Raw genomic sequence first — 15,393 nt, 5'->3', positions numbered from 1 at the left:
CCTGGTTCTAGCTCGCAGTCCCTGCACGGATTCATAGGTCACTGCTCAGGTCGCTACGGACGTCGTTTCGATATAGCGCGGCAAGGTGACGCGAAAACGCGTACCGCGTTGTTGATCGGCGTCGGCCGGGCTGTCGATGGTGATCTGTCCATAATGCTCTTCCACGATCGAATAGACCAGTGCGAGACCCAGACCGGTGCCTTTGCCCGGGTCCTTGGTGGTGAAGAAGGGCTCGAACAGGCGGTCCATGATCGCCTGCGGGATGCCGCTGCCTTCGTCTTCCACGATCAGGTAGACGCTCTGCTCCGAGGCTTCGCTGCTGACGCGGATGGCGCCGCCGGGCTGCGAGGCGTCGCGGGCGTTGGACAGCAGGTTGATCAGCACCTGGGCCAGGCGTTGCGGATCGCCCTTGGCCAGGTGATCCGGGTCGCACAGGTTGAAGAACTGCACTTCGGTGCTGGTGCGGTTCAGCGCCAGCAGGCTGATCGCGTCCTGGGCCACGTCCGCCAGGCTGACCGGGTATTCCGAGCGTTGCTGGGCGCCGGCGTGGGCGAAGTTCATCAGCGACTGGACGATGCGCGAGATGCGCTTGGTCTGGTCGAGCAGCTGGCCGCTGAGTTCCTGCAGTTCGTCGTCGTCTTCGCGTTCCTCGCGCAGGTTCTGCGCCAGGCAGGCGATACCGGTGACCGGGTTGCCGATCTCGTGGGCCACGCCGGCGGCCAGGCGGCCGATGCTGGCCAGGCGCTCGGAGTGCACCAGCTGGTCTTCCAGTACGCGGGTCTCGGTGACGTCCTCGATCAGCAGCACCAGGCCGCTGTTGCCCGGGGCCAGCGGTTCGTCGATTGCCGCCTTGTGCAGGTTGAGCCAGCGCACTTCGCCGTCGAGGGCCAGGTGCTGCTTGTGCAGGTGTTCGTCGTCCTGGCGGGTGAAGTCTTCCAGCAGTTCGCGCCACGGTTCGTCGAGGGCGGCCAGGCGCGAACCGACCACCTGCTGTGCGGGAATGCCGGTAAGGTCTTCCAGCGCGCGGTTCCACATGAGGATTTCCTTGTCCTTGGCCAGCGAGCAGACCCCCATCGGCAGTTCCTGCAGGGTCTGGCGGTGGAAGCGGCGCAAGGCGTCGAGCTCGGCGGCGAGGCCGGTGAGGCGCGACTGGTAATCCTCCAGGCGGCTCTCGATGAAGTGGATGTCTTCGGTGACGTAGCCTTCGCTGCCGGACTTGTACGGCAGGAAGGTCTCGACGATGTCCTGCGACACGCTCGGACCCATCAGGCCGGAGAGGTTGGCCTCGATACGGTCGCGCAGGCGGCGCAGGGCGTAGGGGCGGCGCTCGTCGAATGGCAGGTGCAGGTCGCGCAGGGCCTGTTCGACCTCCTTTTGCGCGGTCTTGGCACCGAGCGGCTTGGCCAGCTGGGTGGCGAACTCCTGCGGCGAGTTGGCCAGCAGCTCGCGGCGTTGCGGGCGGCGCACGTTGTCCACGGTGCAGGCTTCGGCGGCGCTCTTCTCCTCGGCACTGCTCTCGGTGAACAGCGAGACCAGGGTGAAGACCAGCACGTTGGCGGCCAGCGAGCCGATGGCCGCGAAGTGCCAGCTGGTGTCGCTGAGGGTGTACATGACGTTGAGCAGCGGCACGTGGATGCCCTGCAGGTTGCTCACCAGCGGCAGCAGCATGCTCACCGCCCAGACCAGAATGCCGGTGAGCAGGCCGGCGATGAAGCCGCGGCGGTTGGCGGTCGGCCAGTACAGCACCGAGAGCGCGCCGGGGAGGAACTGCAGGGTGGCGACGAAGGCGACGATGCCGAGGTTGGCCAGGTCCTGCTCGGCGCCGAGCAGCAGGTAGAAGCCGTAGGCGGCCATGATGATGGCGATGATCAGCGCGCGCCGGGTCCACTTCAGCCAGCGGTAGATGTTGCCCTGCGCCGGCGGCTGGTAGAGCGGCAGTACCAGGTGGTTGAGGGCCATGCCCGAGAGCGCCAGGGTGGTGACGATGATCAGCCCGCTGGAGGCGGAGAGACCGCCGACGTAGGCAACCAGCGCCAGAGTCGGGCTGTTCACCGCGATGCCCAGGCCGAGGGTGAAGTATTCGGGGTTGGTGGTGGCGCCCAGCTTCAGGCCGGCCCAGAGGATCAGCGGCACCGACAGGCTCATCAGCAGCAGGAACAGCGGCAGGCCCCAACTGGCGCTGACGATGGCGCGTGGGTTGAGGTTCTCGGTGAAGGTCATGTGGTACATGTGCGGCATGACGATGGCCGAGGCGAAGAACACCAGCAGCAGGGTGCGCCACGGCCCTTCCTGCAGCGGCGTATGCAGGGCGGTGAGGGCGGACTGGTTCTGCAGCAGCCACAGCTCCAGCTCGCGCGGGCCACCGAACACGCCGTACAGCGCGTAGAGGCCGATGCCGCCGAGGCAGACCAGCTTGACCACCGACTCGAAGGCGATGGCGAATACCAGGCCTTCGTGCTTCTCGCGGGTGGCGATGTGGCGTGCGCCGAAGAGGATGGTGAACAGCGTGATCAGTGCGCAGAAACCGAGGGCGAAGCGGTTCTGCAAGGGCTCGCGGGTGAGGATGCCGATCGAGTCGGCCACCGCCTGGATCTGCAGCGCCAGCAGCGGCAGCACCCCGATCAGCATGAACAGCGTGGTCAGCGCGCCGGCCCAACTGCTGCGAAAGCGAAAGGCGAACAGGTCGGCCAGCGACGACAGCTGGTAGGTGCGGGTAATGCGCAGGATCGGGTAGAGCAGCACCGGGGCCAGAAGGAAGGCGCCGGTCACGCCCAGGTAGCTGGCGAGGAAGCCGAAGCCGTATTGGTAGGCCAGGCCGACCGTGCCATAGAACGCCCAGGCGCTGGCGTAGACGCCGAGCGACAGGGTGTAGGTCAGCGGGTGGCGGATGATGCGCCGTGGGATCAGGCCTTTTTCGCTGAGCCAGGCGACGCCGAAGAGCAGCAACAGGTAGGCGGCGCTGATCAGGATCAGCTGACTCAGGTCAAAGCTCGTCAGCATCGCGTGGGCTCGGCGAGTGGAAGTGAAGGGTGATCGCTGCGGTGGGCTCGATAACCCTCAGAGTTCATCGGCATCGCGCTGGCTCTGCAGAATGAAGGTCACGACGATGAGGATCAGCCACAGCAAGTAGGGGCGGTACCAGGCGCCATTGGGGTCGATCCACCAGTCCATGATGGCCGGGGAGAACAGGTAGATCCCCACCACCAGGAGCAGGACCAGTCGGTAGATGTACATGCCGCATCTCGTGTCGGAAGTGCGCCGATGGTAACGGATTCACCGTGCAGGCGGCAGTCGTGCGCGCGGCGGCTTGCCAACCGACACCGTGTCTTGGTTTCTGGCCACCGCTACATACTCCGTCCAGAGAGATAGCGATCGAGATCGGGAGCATCAACGCCTGACAACACTTCATCCGCAGCGTGCCATCGAGTCCCACGATGGCGGCACGAAGTGCGCCTAGCGCAGCTGTTCCTCGGCCAGTGCCCGGCTGCGTGGAATGCGCGCGGCATCCCAGTGGGCAATGCCCCAGGCAAGCAGCTCATGCACACGGGCACCCTGCAGCTCGCCCGGTGGCTGCTGGCCGAGGGCGCGCAGGGCACGCAGCAGCAGGGCCGGGGCCTGTTCTGCAGACAGTGGCGGTGAACGGTAGCTCTTGCCGAGCTTGTGCCCGTCGGGCTGGATGATCAGCGGCACGTGCAGGTAGCGCGGCTGGCTGAAGCCCAGCAGCTCCTGCAGGTACAACTGGCGCGGGGTGGAGTCGAGCAGGTCGGCGCCGCGCACCACGTCGGTGACGCCCTGCCAGGCGTCATCCAGCACCACGGCCAGCTGGTAGGCGTAGAGCCCGTCGCGGCGGCGGATGACGAAGTCGCCGACCTCGCGGCCCAGGTGCTGGCGGTACTCGCCCTGCACCCGGTCGATGAAGCGGTATTCGAGTTCCGGCACACGCAGGCGAATCGCGGCATCCTCGGCGGCATGCCCGGCGTTGCGGCAGAAGCCGGGGTAGACGCCGGCATAGCCTTCCAGCTGTTTGCGCGAACAGGTGCAGGCGTAGGCCAGGCCCTGGTCGAACAGGCGCTGCAGCACGCTGGCGTAGACCTCGTGGCGCTCGCTCTGGCGCACCAGGTCGCCATCCCATTCGAAACCGTAGTTTTCCAGGGTGCGCAGGATTGCCTCTTGGGCGCCGGCGACTTCACGCGGCGGGTCGAGGTCTTCCATGCGCAGCAGCCAGTGGCCGCCGACGTGGCGTGCGTCGAGATAGGACGCGAGGCAGGCGACCAGCGAGCCGAAATGCAGGTAGCCGCTGGGTGTGGGGGCGAAGCGCCCAATGTAGGGAGGTGCGTTCATCGGCGGAGGATTTATCTGGGGCCGGTGCGCGAGGCCGAGCCGTTAGCGGCGGCCGGAAATGCAACGGGGCGCCTGAGCGCCCCGTCCGAGATCAGGAACCGATCTGCTTTTCCTTGATTTCCGCAAGCGTCTTGCAATCGATGCACAGGGTCGCAGTCGGACGGGCCTCGAGGCGGCGGATGCCGATCTCTACGCCACAGGAGTCGCACCAGCCGTATTCGTTGTCTTCGATCAGCTGCAGGGTTTCGTCGATCTTCTTGATCAGTTTGCGCTCGCGGTCGCGGGCACGCAGTTCCAGGCTGAACTCTTCTTCCTGGCTGGCACGGTCGGCCGGGTCCGGGAAGTTGGCCGCTTCGTCCTGCATGTGATGCACGGTGCGATCCACTTCCTGCATCAACTCCAGCTTCCACTTGTTGAGGATGCCGGTGAAGTGAGCGCGCATCGGCTCGCTCATGTACTCCTCGCCCTTCTTCTCTTTGTAGGGCTCGAAGCCGCGGACCAATTGGCTACTGCTTTGTTTCGCTTTGGTGGGCATGGATGGCCGCCTCTCACTTTCTGATCCATTGCGCAGGGTTTGTTCCTTCACCGACGATGCCGGGCCTGCGGCTGCAAGCGGGCGAACTTACCAGATCAATTCGGGGTACGCTACTCCCGGTTGTCCAGCTTGCTACAGCCTTGTCAGGCAGTTGGTTAGAATCCACCCTTTGCATTAATAAAGGAAGGCCAATGGCCCAGCCCTGGAGTGCGCGCAGCCGCGCCATCGAACCCTTTCATGTGATGGCCCTGCTGGCGCATGCCAATGAACTGCAAGCCGCCGGCCACGATGTCATCCATCTGGAGATCGGCGAGCCCGATTTCACCACGGCTGCACCCATCGTCGCTGCCGGACAAGCCGCGCTGGCCGATGGGCACACCCGTTACACCGCTGCCCGTGGTCTGCCGCAATTGCGCGAGGCCATCGCCGGGTTCTACGCGCAGCGCTATCAGCTGACTATTGACCCCGAACGCATCCTGATTACTCCCGGCGGTTCCGGCGCGCTGTTGCTGGCCGCCAGCCTGCTGGTCGATCCGGGCAAGCACTGGCTGCTGGCCGACCCCGGCTACCCGTGCAACCGCCACTTCCTGCGCCTGGTCGAGGGTGCGGCGCAGCTGGTGCCGGTCGGCCCGGAGAGCCGCTACCAGCTGACCCCGCAGATGGTCGAGCGCTACTGGGATGGCGACAGCGTCGGCGCCCTGGTCGCCTCGCCGGCCAACCCGACCGGCACCTTGCTGCAGCGCGACGAACTGGCCGCGCTGTCGGGCGCGCTGAAGCAGCGCGGCGGCCATCTGGTGGTGGACGAGATCTACCACGGCCTGACCTACGGCTGCGATGCGGCCAGCGTGCTGCAGGTCGATGACGACGCCTTCGTGCTCAACAGTTTTTCCAAGTATTTCGGCATGACCGGCTGGCGCCTGGGCTGGCTGGTGGCGCCGAGCAATGCGGTGCCGGAGCTGGAGAAGCTGGCGCAGAACCTCTACATCAGCGCACCGAGCATGGCCCAGCATGCGGCGCTGGCGTGTTTCGAAGCGGCGACGCTGGAAATCCTCGAGGCGCGCCGCCACGAATTCCAGCGCCGCCGCGACTTCCTCCTGCCGGCCCTGCGTGAGCTGGGTTTTGGCATCGCCGTGGAGCCGGAGGGCGCCTTCTATCTATATGCCGATGTCTCGGCGTTCGGTGGCGATGCCTTTGCCTTCTGCCGGCACTTCCTGGAAACCGAGCACGTGGCCTTCACCCCGGGCCTGGACTTCGGTCGCCACCTGGCCGGGCACCACGTGCGTTTCGCCTACACGCAGAACATCGAGCGCCTGCAGCAGGCGGTCGAACGCATTGCTCGCGGCCTGAAGAGCTGGAACCCGCATGCGCTTTGATCCACCGCTGGAGGAAGGTCGACTGCTGCGCCGCTACAAGCGCTTCCTGGCTGACATCGAAACCGCGAGTGGCGAGCACCTGACCATCCACTGCCCGAACACTGGCTCGATGCTCAACTGCATGAGCGAGGGTTGCCGGGTCTGGTTCAGCCGCTCCAGCGACCCCAAGCGCAAGCTGCCGGGCACCTGGGAACTGGGCGAGACGCCGCATGGTCGTCTGGCCTGTCTCAACACCGGGCGCGCCAATGCGCTGGTGGAGGAGGCGCTGCGTGCCGGCATCGTCACCGAGCTGGCCGGTTTCAGCGGTCTCAAGCGTGAGGTGGCGTATGGCAGTGAGAGCAGCCGGGCAGACTTCCGTCTGGATTATGCGTCCGGCGCGGTAATGGTCGAGGTCAAGAGTGTCACCCTGGGCTTCGCCGACTCGCGCACCGCCGCCTTCCCTGATGCGGTGACCGCGCGAGGCGCCAAGCACCTGCGTGAGCTGGCTGCGCTGGCGCGAATGGGGGCGAGGGCGGTGCTGCTGTACTGCGTCAACCTCAGCGATATCGATGCGGTACGCGTTGCCGAGGAAATCGACCCTGTCTACGCGGCGGGATTGCGCGAGGCGCGGGCGGCGGGCATCGAGGTGCTGGCCTACGGCACCGAGGTCACCCCGCACGAAGTGCGTTTGGTTCGACGCCTGGATGTGCTGCTGTAGGGCGATCCGTTCCGCCGCCCTGGCGATGTGTGGCGCAGGTGGAAAGCCGACGCTTACGGGCTGATCCAGATGCCGTCGGCATCCTCGTGACAGCGGATCGCCTGTAGCGTATCGCCGGCGCACGGGCCGGTGACGCATTCACCGCTTTCGATGAGGAACAGGGCGCCGTGATGGGCGCACTGGATCATGCTGCCGCTGGCATCCAGGAAGTCGTCGGGGCGCCACTCCAGTGGCAGGTCGCGGTGCGGGCAGTTGTTGCGGTAGGCGAACACCTGGCCATCGCGGCGCACGGCCAGCAGGCGCAACCCTTCAAGCTGAAAGCCCCGGCTCTGACCTTCGCTCAGGTCTCGCGGGGCGCATAAACGAATCATCGGTCTCTCCACGCTCAGGGGCGGATTATCCGGCATGGGCGTGGTGATGGGCTAGGTGCGTTCGTTGCGCGGGCAGGCGTCGCTGCTGCTGGGGCATGGCGAGACGGCAGAGAGGGATGCCTCGGGCGAGCGATCGGGGCGCGACCAGATCCACAGGTTGCCCAGCGCCATGCCGGCGATCACCGCGTACAGCCAGTAACCGTGCGGCAGGGTGACGAGCATGATCACCAGCGCGACCAGCATCGATACGCTGGCGGCCTGCTTGGCGCGCCGTGCGATGCCGCGGCCATTGCGCCAGTTGGCCAGGATCGGGCCGAACAGGCGGTGGTTTTCCAGCCACAGGCTGAGTCGCGGTGAGCTGCGCGAGGCCGCCCAGGCGGCGAGCAGGACGAACTCGGTGGTCGGCAGGCCGGGTACCACCACCCCGATCAGGCCTACACCGAGGGAGGTGTAGGCCAGCAGGGCGTAGAGCAGACGGACCAGCCGTGAGCGGTGGGCTGCGCTCAAGCGGCCTTGGCCTGCGAATAGCAATGTTGCAACAGCACGTTGAAGCGCTCGAACGCGGCCAGGGCGCCGGCTTGCGCTGCCTGGTCCTCGGCATCGCTCAGCTCCAGAGCGTCGAGGGTCTGGGTGAAGCTCTTCCAGCCTGCCGCGCGGCCGCCTTCCGGCTCGCTCAAGTGACGGGCGCCGAAGGTTTCGCTCAGGCCCAGGGCGGGCATGCGCTTGAGCAGGAAGGCTGCGCCGAGCTTGGAGCCTTCGGAGACGAACAGCCAGCCGAGAGCTTCGCTGTTCGACAGATTGGCTGGGGCGCCGGGTACGGCGTCCGGCACGGCGGCGCCGAGGTCACCCAGGTCGGCTTCGGCCTGGCGCGCGCGGCAGCGTGCAGCCAGATCGGGGAACAGGGCGATCAGCTCGGCATTCTGGTAGAGCGGTTGCAGCTCGGACTGGAACAGGTACTGGGCCACGACGAATGGCGTGAAGTTCTCACGGCTGGCGAACGGCTCGAAGGATTTGACCGCGCGATCGAGCTGTTCATGGGGCGCGTGGGTGGCCTGGTTCAGGCGCTGGGAGCGCAATGTGCTCATGGGGATATGTCCTTGAAAACGAAGGTGTCAGAAGACGAGACGAATGAGGCGGGGGAGTGCGTAAAGAAAGCCGAAGGCCCCGGCACTGCGCGATGGCGGTGCCGGGGCCCGGGCAGGTCAGGTGCGGATCAGATGTCCCACACCAGGTTGACCGAGAAGTTGCGGCCCGGCTGGGTCAGGCGGTCGAGGTTGGCGGGGGCTGTTACGCCAGCCTCGCCGTTGCCGTCGTAGCCGCGCACGTCATCCCACTGCCAGTACTGTTTGTCGGTCAGGTTGTACAGACCAGCGTTGACGGTCAGGTCGCCGGTAACCTTGTAGTATCCGCTCAGGTCGAGGACGCCGTAGCCGGGTGTGGCGAACTGGCTGCCGTCGCCGGTCGGGGAGTTGAAGCCGCTTTGATCGATGCGGCTCTTGTGTTTGACCAGTGTCCAGTTCAGCAGGCCGCCGAAACGTTCCTGCTCGTAGCCCAGGCCGAAGATGCCTGTCAGCGGGTTAATGCTGTTCAGCGGTTCGCCGGTTTCCTCGTCGCGACCACGGGCATAGGCGATCGAGCCTTGGGTGTACAGGCCCGGCAGCGCGCCGAAGTTGTCCAGGTTCAGACGACCCTTGGCTTCTGCACCGCGAATGTTGGCGCGACTGATATTGCGGCTCTGGAACACGGTTAGGCCGCCAGCTGCACCCACGGCATCCTCGTCGATGAAGTCACGATAACGGTTGTAGAACACGGCCAGGCTGAAGTTGCCACCCTCGAAATTGCCGCGCAGACCGGCTTCCAGGCTGCGGCTGGTTTCCGGGTCGAGGTTCGGATTGGGCTCCACGATGTAGGGCGGGTTGCTGTTTCGGAAGCGGCCATACATTTCCTTGGCCGTAGGTGTGCGGAAGCCTTCTGCGTACTGGGCGAAACCCGTGTAGTTTTCATCGAAAGCGTAGGTGGCACCGAGCTTGGGTGAAACGCGTTGCCAGGTCTTGCTCGCTTCAGTGGCCTCGAAGGTGCTGCCTGCTACAGCACTGGCAAGGTACTCGTCGGTCAACTCGGGTTTGAGCTTGGTGCGGTCGTAGCGCAGGCCTGGCAGGAAGGTCCACTGGTTCCAGCGGATTTCGTCTTGCAGAAATACGCCGTAGACATCGACGGTTGGATCCGGGAAGTCACTCTGGGTGGTGAGTGTATCGGCCGTATTGTTGCTGATCGCGCCGACGGTGGGGCAGTTGGCGCTCAGTGCGCGCAGGCATACGCCATAGCCGCTGCGTTTGCCGGTGACATCCTGGCGTTTGAGGCTGAGGCCGTAGGTCAGCAGGTGATCGGTCTCACCCAGGGTGAAGGCCTTGTCCAGCTGTGCGTTGAGCACCCACTGGCGATCCTTGTAGTCGGTGCTGCGATAGCGCATCACGTCGCGGGTGATGGCCTGCGTAAAGAAGTTCCTGGCGGTGTAGTGCTCTTCGGTGCTCTGGTCCGTCTTGGCAATCTGGTAGTTCAGGCTCCACTCCAGGCTGTCGGCCAGCAGGCTGTCCAGAGCCAGGCTGTGTTCCAGGCCGAAGCGTTCGCGGGTGATGGTGTCGTTGCCATTACGGCCCGCGTAGTAGTTCTGCCCCGCGCCTATGGTCGGGGCGTTGAATGGCCCGCCGACGGCGCTGAGTTGATTGCTGTCGCGGTCGTCCTTGTACTTCTCATAGGTCAGCTGCAAACGGTCGCTGTCGTTGTAGTTCCAGCCCAGTTTGGCCAGGACGTTGGTCGTGCGAACGTCTTCGGGGTTGGCTTCGGTGCGGGCCAGACCGATGCCGCCGTCATTACCGTAAGACTCGGTCTCATGGCCATCACGGCGGGACATATGCAGCAGGGCGTCGAACTGTCCTTGGCGACCGGCAACGGTGGCCGATTTCAGCCAGCTCTCGTCGGCGGAGCTGTAGCCGGTCTTCAGGCGGGCGCCGACGTCGCTGCCGTCCTTGATGATGTCGTCGGCATCCAGGGTGAAGTAACTCACCGCGCCGCCGATGGCGTTGCTGCCATACAGGGCTGAGGCCGGGCCGCGGAGGACTTCTACGCGCTTGATGATCTCCGGGTCGACATAGTTGCGCTGCGTGTTGGCGTAGGGGCCGTAGTAGAAGCTGGCGGGGATTTCGACGCCATCGATCTGGGTCAATACGCGGTTACCATCGATGCCGCGGATGTTGTAGCCAGTGATGCCTGAGCGCTGGCCAGTACCGCCGACGGAAACGCCTGGCTCGTCGCGCACCAGTTGCTTGATGGTGTTGACGTTGTTGCGGTCGAGCGTCTCACGGTCACGCACGCTCACACTGACCGGTACCTGGTCGACATCGCGCGCATGGCGGGTGGCGGTGATCGTCTGCGCCTGCAGCTGCAGCGTCTCGACTTTGGACTGCTCAGGAGCCGGTTGCAGCACGACGTTGTTCGGGCCGACCTGGACGAAGCCCAGGCCACTGTGCGCGAGCAATTTGCGCAGGGCCTGTTCGGCCGGGAGCGTGCCGATAACACCGGGCGAGGTGACGTTTTCCGCCAGCTCCGCCTGCAGGCCGACCTGCCAGCCGGTGACGCTGCTGAACGCATTGAGCGCGCCGCTCAGCGACTGGCGCTGGATATCGAAGCGATAGCCGGCCTGGGCTTGGTGCTGTGCGTCAGCGGCCACGGCCTGGCTGATCGGCGCAGCGGCCAGGGCGATCGACAGGGTCAGCAGCGACAGCGCCCGCACGGGCATGTCCGCCGGAGCACGCAGGCGATCGAGGGTGGAGCGTCGGGAGGAGACGGTCATCGGAGCTCTCTTCGTTATGGGTTCCGCAATAATGCGAATTGATAGCATTGGCATTTGACGAAACGAACGAAGACGAAGAAGCGCGTAAAAAAACTTTGCGAATGAGCGTTGGGGCGTTGTGCGAGCCGCGCAGGGCTCAGTCGAGAATCAGCACGCGCGGCAGTTCGTGCAGGCGCGAGGAGGTGACCAGGGCCAGCGAACGCATGGCGCCGATCGGGTCATCCAGGCGGTAGTTGCCGGTGACGTTGAGGTTGGCCAGGCGCTCGTCGGTGTTGACGATCCAGCCAGGGTAATAGCGGCGCAGCTCGGCGAGCACCTCGTGCAACGGGCAGTTCTCGAACACCAGTCGACCCTGCACCCAGGCTAGCAGGGGCTGCTCCTGCTCGGCGTGGCGACGCGGGCCGAAACCGTCCGGGCCGATGCGGATGCTGTCGCCTGCACCGAGGATCATGTTGGCGTCGTTGCTCGGTGTGCGCAGATCGACTTCGCCGCGCTCCACGCTGACTTCGGCTTCGTCGTTCAGGTAACGCACGGCGAACGCGGTGCCGCGCACGCTGACCTGAACGGGACCAGCGTCCACTTCGAAGGGCCGACTGCGGTCATGGGCGACATCGAAGTAGGCCTCGCCGTAGAGCAGGCGCGTGCTGCGCCGGTAATCGTCCATGCGGCTGGCCAGGGCGGTGTCGGTGTTCAACAGCACGCGGGAGCCATCGGCCAGTTGCAGCTGCTGGCGTTGGCCTACGGCGGTGACATGATCGGCCTGCAGGCGCTGCGGCAGGTCGCTTTCGAGCACCACGGCGATGCTCAGCAGCAGGGCTGCGGCGGCGGCCGCGGCGCGTTGGGCGACCCGGCTGCGACGGCGTTGCCGATGCTGCGTCTGCTGCTCCAGGCCGGCTGCCGCCACGCCCAGCAGCGGCGAGCCCCACATCTGGCTGGCGCGTCGATAGGCGTGTGCATTGCCAGCATCGGCCTGCAGCCAGGTCTCGAATGCGCGGCGGGTATCGGCGTCGGCACCGTCCAGGCGAATCAACCAGTCCAGCGCCTGGGAAAGGCGTTCGGGATCGGTTGCGGGCTGCTGGGCTGGAACGGTCACGCGGTAATCCTCGGGACGGGGACGTTCATTGTCGTCCAAGGCCCGGTGGATGGGTAGCCTGTCACGTCGGTTGTTCCAGACGATCCAGGACGTTGATGCAGATGGCCATGATCAGTTTCAGCTCTTTCTGCACGGTGCTGGGCGAGACACCGAGCTGGTCGGCGATCTCGGCATAGCCGCAGCCATGCAGACGGCTGAGGATGAAGATCTGCTGCTGGCGCGGGGTCAGGCATTCGATCGTCGAGCCCAGGCGTTCGAGCAGTTGCTCGGCGTGCAGGCTCTCTTCGGCCGATGGCGCACCAGAGGGCACGGCCTGCAGCTCTTCGCTGGAAACATCCTCCATCAAGGTGCGTGCCTGCATGCGCAGGTGGCGCAGGTGGTCGAGGGCGAGGTTGCGGCCGGTCTGGAACAGGAAGGGCTCAAGGTGCTCCACCTCGCGCTGCTGGATGGTCTTCGCCACCCGCAGGTAGGTTTCCTGAACGAGCTCTTCGGCGATGCTGGGGTTCTTGACCATCCTTGCCAGAGTGCGCAACAGCGGCATGCGCTGGGCGAGGAACACCGTATCGAGGTTGGAACTACTCACAAGACATCCGTCCACGACAAAATGATAATTATTATTGTTCCTGGTGCTGGGCCAGCACAAGCCTGGGCTGGCTGGTTCGATGAGACCCGCGCAATGAAAAAGGCCCGCCGACGCTTAGGCGACGACGGGCCCGGTCAGGGTTTGCGCTTAATCAGTACTGCCAGGAGGCCGATACGCGGAAGTTGCGTCCGACTTCGCTGTAGTAGTCGTCCGGCTGCACGAGGCTGCCTGTCGGTACGTTGAGGGCGTTCCAGTACGTCTTGTCGAAGGCGTTGAACAGGCCTGCCTGGAGCTTCACACCGTCCAGCTCGGCAGGTTGCCAGTAACCGGTCAGATCGACCACGGCATAGCCGGGCGCCTCGAAGTCGTTGGCGTTTTCGACCTTGTCACGAGCCGTAGCGGCACGCAGCATCAAGTCCGCACCGTACTGGTCGCGCTCGTAGCTCACACCCAGCAGGCTGGTTATGGGGGCTACCGAGCTGAGGCGCTGGTTGGTCTGGCGGTCCTCGCCGTTGGCCCAAGCCACCGACCCCCAAAGCTTCCAGTGCGGCACGAACTCCCAGTGAGCGGCTACTTCGGCACCGTAGATCTGCACCTTGGAGCGGTTCTCGGTGCGGGTTACGCCCAGTGGGTAGTCGGAGAGGTCCAGCCCGATTGCGGCGAGGGTGGCTGCATCGGTCACCGCGACATCGTCGTCGATGAAGTTCTTGTAGTGGTTGTCGAACAGGCTGATCGAGCCGCCCAGGCGCTCATTACCCAGTTGCGCGCCAATTTCGTAGCCCGTGCTTTCTTCCGGCTTGAGCTCGGAATTGCCCAGGCGCAAGTAGCTGCTTTCGGCGCCGTAGTTCATGTACAGCTGGGTCGCATCCGGCGCCTTGAAGCCTTGGGCCCACTGGGCGTACAGCATGGTTTCCTCGGCCACTTGCCAGGTCGCCAGCAGGCTGCCGGACAGCTTGTGGTCCTTGCTGGCTTGCAGCGTCTGGTCGTTGGCCGGGTTGACGTTGTTGTCGAAGTCCCCGGTAGCCTTCGGGTCCTGCTTGTAATGGTCGTAGCGCAGGCCCGGGGTCAGCTTCACACGGCCGTCGGCGAAGCTGATTTCGTTGGTGGCGTAAAGCGCCCACTGGGTGCCTTCGGCTTTGGCATGTCGGCCTGATTGGTGTGCAGGAAGCTACAGGCGCTTGGCCCCATGAGCTCATTAAGCACGGCCGGGCAATTGTCATAGCCCTCGGATACCTGTTCGGTGTTGACCTGGTAGACCTCGCCGCCCAGGGTCAGGCGGTTTGCCAGACCGGCGATCTCGATGGTCTTGCCGATGTCGCCGGAGATCCCGTACAGCTCTTTTTCGATCTGATTGTCGCGACCGAACGCGCCGCTGGGGTATTTGTACGGGTTGCCGCCGGGGCCGAAGACGAAGTCTGGTATCGCGGCGCGCGAGTCGGTGACCCGGCGAATGCCATTCTGATCATCGTGGCGGCGCAGCTTCTGCCAGTAGGCGATGGCGTTGGCGCTGTCGATCAGGCCGTTGCTGTCTTAGGCGCGGAAGGCGTAGTCCACGGACAGGCGCTGGCGCTTGTTGTGTTCTTCGGTGCCATTTGCGCCGATCAGGTAGTTGCTGCCCTGGCTGGCACGGCTGTCGATGTCGTTTTCACGCTCGAACAGTTCGCCGGTGAAACCGACTTTGTGGCCACCCTCGAAGCGTTGCTGCAGCTTGATCAGCAGGCTCTGCTGCTCGGTGTCGGCCGGATTGGCTTCGGTGCGGGAGACCCCGTAGGTGTTCGCATTGCCACCGCTTTCCAGTTCGTGGCCCTGGCGCTGGCCGGCTTGCAGCAGCCAGGAGGTGTCCTGGTAGCGGCCGGCCAGGGCGCCGTTCAGGCCCCAGCTGTGGTCGGCGCTGTCATAGTCGGTCTTGACCAGGCTGCCGAAATCCCGGCCTTCGCTCAGCAGGTCTTCCGGGTTGAGGGTGAACAGCTGTACCGAGCCGCCCAGCGCGCCGGAACCGACCGTGCTGGAGTTTGCCCCACGGACGATGTCTACCGAGGACAGGCCGTTGAAATCGATCGAATCGAGACCGCCCTGGGCGCCCCCCGTCGGCCCCTGGCTGCGTGCGCCATCGGTCAGCCATGGCACGCGGATGCCGTCGATGGTGGTCAGCACGCGGTCGCGATCCAGGCCGCGAATGTTGATGCTTTCACTGCTGCGGCTGTAGTTCACGCCGGGCTCGGAGCGCTTGCCGAGATCGTCGAAGCTGCGGATGAAGCGCTTGTCGATGGTCTCGGCGTCGGTCTTGGTGGTGGTGGGCAGCGGTGCCTTGAGCGTTGCACCGGTGACTTCGGTGGTGGCCAGTTCCGTGGCGCTGCTTGGGGTCTGCGCGCTGGCCAGCGCAGGGCTGAGCAGCAGAAGCGCCATCCATGGACGCAGGGCAAAAGGAGGGGTGGGCATGGCGATACTCCCGCGGTTGGGCTCTTGATGGCCGAATGTTGGCGGGCCGCGCGGTAATTCAGAATTTATCTTAAATGCAAATCATTATCAGTAGCTTTGGACTTTTATTCT

General features: G+C 64.9%; 14 protein-coding genes. 2 read left to right on the top strand and 12 right to left on the bottom strand.

Annotated elements, in window-relative coordinates; all coding sequences use genetic code 11:
• Positions 1 to 45 precede the first annotated feature (45 nt).
• From IB229_RS05590 to dksA, 4 genes are all read right to left on the bottom strand, one after another.
• Positions 46 to 3,000 (bottom strand): sensor histidine kinase, encoded by a 2,955-nt coding sequence (locus IB229_RS05590; RefSeq protein WP_192325772.1) that lies wholly within the window; start codon positions 2,998 to 3,000, stop codon positions 46 to 48.
• Between the two features lie 57 nt (positions 3,001 to 3,057).
• Positions 3,058 to 3,234, bottom strand: a complete 177-nt coding sequence (locus IB229_RS05585) for a hypothetical protein (RefSeq protein ID WP_003095129.1) — start codon at positions 3,232 to 3,234, stop codon at positions 3,058 to 3,060.
• Between the two features lie 219 nt (positions 3,235 to 3,453).
• Positions 3,454 to 4,341 carry a tRNA glutamyl-Q(34) synthetase GluQRS gene (gene gluQRS, locus IB229_RS05580; protein WP_192325770.1) on the bottom strand — a complete coding sequence of 296 codons (888 nt, stop codon included), beginning with the start codon at positions 4,339 to 4,341 and terminating at the stop codon, positions 3,454 to 3,456.
• Positions 4,342 to 4,432: 91 nt separating this feature from the next.
• A complete protein-coding gene (gene dksA, locus IB229_RS05575; protein ID WP_192325768.1) occupies positions 4,433 to 4,876 on the bottom strand; it encodes an RNA polymerase-binding protein DksA in 444 nt (147 codons plus the stop codon).
• Between the two features lie 191 nt (positions 4,877 to 5,067).
• Here dksA and IB229_RS05570 point away from each other — a divergent pair, with 191 nt between their 5' ends.
• The gene (locus tag IB229_RS05570; protein ID WP_192325766.1) at positions 5,068 to 6,249 is read left to right on the top strand and encodes a pyridoxal phosphate-dependent aminotransferase; all 1,182 of its coding nucleotides are present in this window, start codon (positions 5,068 to 5,070) and stop codon (positions 6,247 to 6,249) included.
• The gene (gene sfsA / locus IB229_RS05565; protein ID WP_192325764.1) at positions 6,239 to 6,946 is read left to right on the top strand and encodes a DNA/RNA nuclease SfsA; all 708 of its coding nucleotides are present in this window, start codon (positions 6,239 to 6,241) and stop codon (positions 6,944 to 6,946) included. The genes IB229_RS05570 and sfsA overlap by 11 nt, the downstream gene beginning before the upstream one ends.
• A 53-nt stretch (positions 6,947 to 6,999) precedes the next feature.
• On the opposite strand, the gene IB229_RS05560 is transcribed toward sfsA, so the two are convergent.
• From IB229_RS05560 to IB229_RS21835, 8 genes are all read right to left on the bottom strand, one after another.
• Positions 7,000 to 7,317 carry a Rieske (2Fe-2S) protein gene (locus tag IB229_RS05560; protein WP_192325762.1) on the bottom strand — a complete coding sequence of 106 codons (318 nt, stop codon included), beginning with the start codon at positions 7,315 to 7,317 and terminating at the stop codon, positions 7,000 to 7,002.
• A gap of 51 nt (positions 7,318 to 7,368) precedes the next feature.
• Positions 7,369 to 7,824, bottom strand: a complete 456-nt coding sequence (locus IB229_RS05555; protein ID WP_225578917.1) for a YbaN family protein — start codon at positions 7,822 to 7,824, stop codon at positions 7,369 to 7,371.
• The gene (locus IB229_RS05550) at positions 7,821 to 8,402 is read right to left on the bottom strand and encodes a biliverdin-producing heme oxygenase (RefSeq protein WP_192325760.1); all 582 of its coding nucleotides are present in this window, start codon (positions 8,400 to 8,402) and stop codon (positions 7,821 to 7,823) included. Before IB229_RS05550 ends, IB229_RS05555 begins: the two co-directional genes overlap by 4 nt.
• A 128-nt stretch (positions 8,403 to 8,530) precedes the next feature.
• A complete protein-coding gene (locus tag IB229_RS05545) occupies positions 8,531 to 11,113 on the bottom strand; it encodes a TonB-dependent receptor (protein ID WP_412547786.1) in 2,583 nt (860 codons plus the stop codon).
• A gap of 190 nt (positions 11,114 to 11,303) precedes the next feature.
• Positions 11,304 to 12,299 (bottom strand): FecR family protein, encoded by a 996-nt coding sequence (locus tag IB229_RS05540; protein WP_412547772.1) that lies wholly within the window; start codon positions 12,297 to 12,299, stop codon positions 11,304 to 11,306.
• A 22-nt stretch (positions 12,300 to 12,321) separates the two neighbouring features.
• Positions 12,322 to 12,843, bottom strand: a complete 522-nt coding sequence (locus tag IB229_RS05535; RefSeq protein WP_192325753.1) for an RNA polymerase sigma factor — start codon at positions 12,841 to 12,843, stop codon at positions 12,322 to 12,324.
• A gap of 151 nt (positions 12,844 to 12,994) precedes the next feature.
• Entirely contained in the window at positions 12,995 to 13,939 is a 945-nt protein-coding gene (locus IB229_RS21840) for a TonB-dependent receptor domain-containing protein (RefSeq protein ID WP_318652104.1), read from the bottom strand.
• 434 nt (positions 13,940 to 14,373) lie between these two features.
• Positions 14,374 to 15,282, bottom strand: coding sequence for a TonB-dependent receptor plug domain-containing protein (locus IB229_RS21835; protein WP_225578916.1), 909 nt, complete (start codon positions 15,280 to 15,282; stop codon positions 14,374 to 14,376).
• Between the last annotated feature and the right edge of the window lie 111 nt (positions 15,283 to 15,393).

Origin of the sequence: Pseudomonas sp. PDM14 (genome assembly GCF_014851905.1) — a bacterium.
Lineage (GTDB): Bacteria > Pseudomonadota > Gammaproteobacteria > Pseudomonadales > Pseudomonadaceae > Aquipseudomonas.
This window is presented reverse-complemented; position numbering and strand designations above follow the sequence as displayed.

What these genes read in the sequence shown, in the direction of transcription:
- sfsA (WP_192325764.1), top strand. Translation starts at nt 6,239, where the DNA reads ATGCGCTTTGATCCACCGCTGGAGGAAGGTCGACTGCTGCGCCGCTAC.
- IB229_RS21835 (WP_225578916.1), bottom strand. Translation starts at nt 15,282, where the DNA reads ATGCCCACCCCTCCTTTTGCCCTGCGTCCATGGATGGCGCTTCTGCTG.
- dksA (WP_192325768.1), bottom strand. Translation starts at nt 4,876, where the DNA reads ATGCCCACCAAAGCGAAACAAAGCAGTAGCCAATTGGTCCGCGGCTTC.
- IB229_RS05585 (WP_003095129.1), bottom strand. Translation starts at nt 3,234, where the DNA reads ATGTACATCTACCGACTGGTCCTGCTCCTGGTGGTGGGGATCTACCTG.
- IB229_RS05570 (WP_192325766.1), top strand. Translation starts at nt 5,068, where the DNA reads ATGGCCCAGCCCTGGAGTGCGCGCAGCCGCGCCATCGAACCCTTTCAT.
- IB229_RS05590 (WP_192325772.1), bottom strand. Translation starts at nt 3,000, where the DNA reads ATGCTGACGAGCTTTGACCTGAGTCAGCTGATCCTGATCAGCGCCGCC.
- gluQRS (WP_192325770.1), bottom strand. Translation starts at nt 4,341, where the DNA reads ATGAACGCACCTCCCTACATTGGGCGCTTCGCCCCCACACCCAGCGGC.
- IB229_RS05545 (WP_412547786.1), bottom strand. Translation starts at nt 11,113, where the DNA reads ATGCCCGTGCGGGCGCTGTCGCTGCTGACCCTGTCGATCGCCCTGGCC.
- IB229_RS05550 (WP_192325760.1), bottom strand. Translation starts at nt 8,402, where the DNA reads ATGAGCACATTGCGCTCCCAGCGCCTGAACCAGGCCACCCACGCGCCC.
- IB229_RS05560 (WP_192325762.1), bottom strand. Translation starts at nt 7,317, where the DNA reads ATGATTCGTTTATGCGCCCCGCGAGACCTGAGCGAAGGTCAGAGCCGG.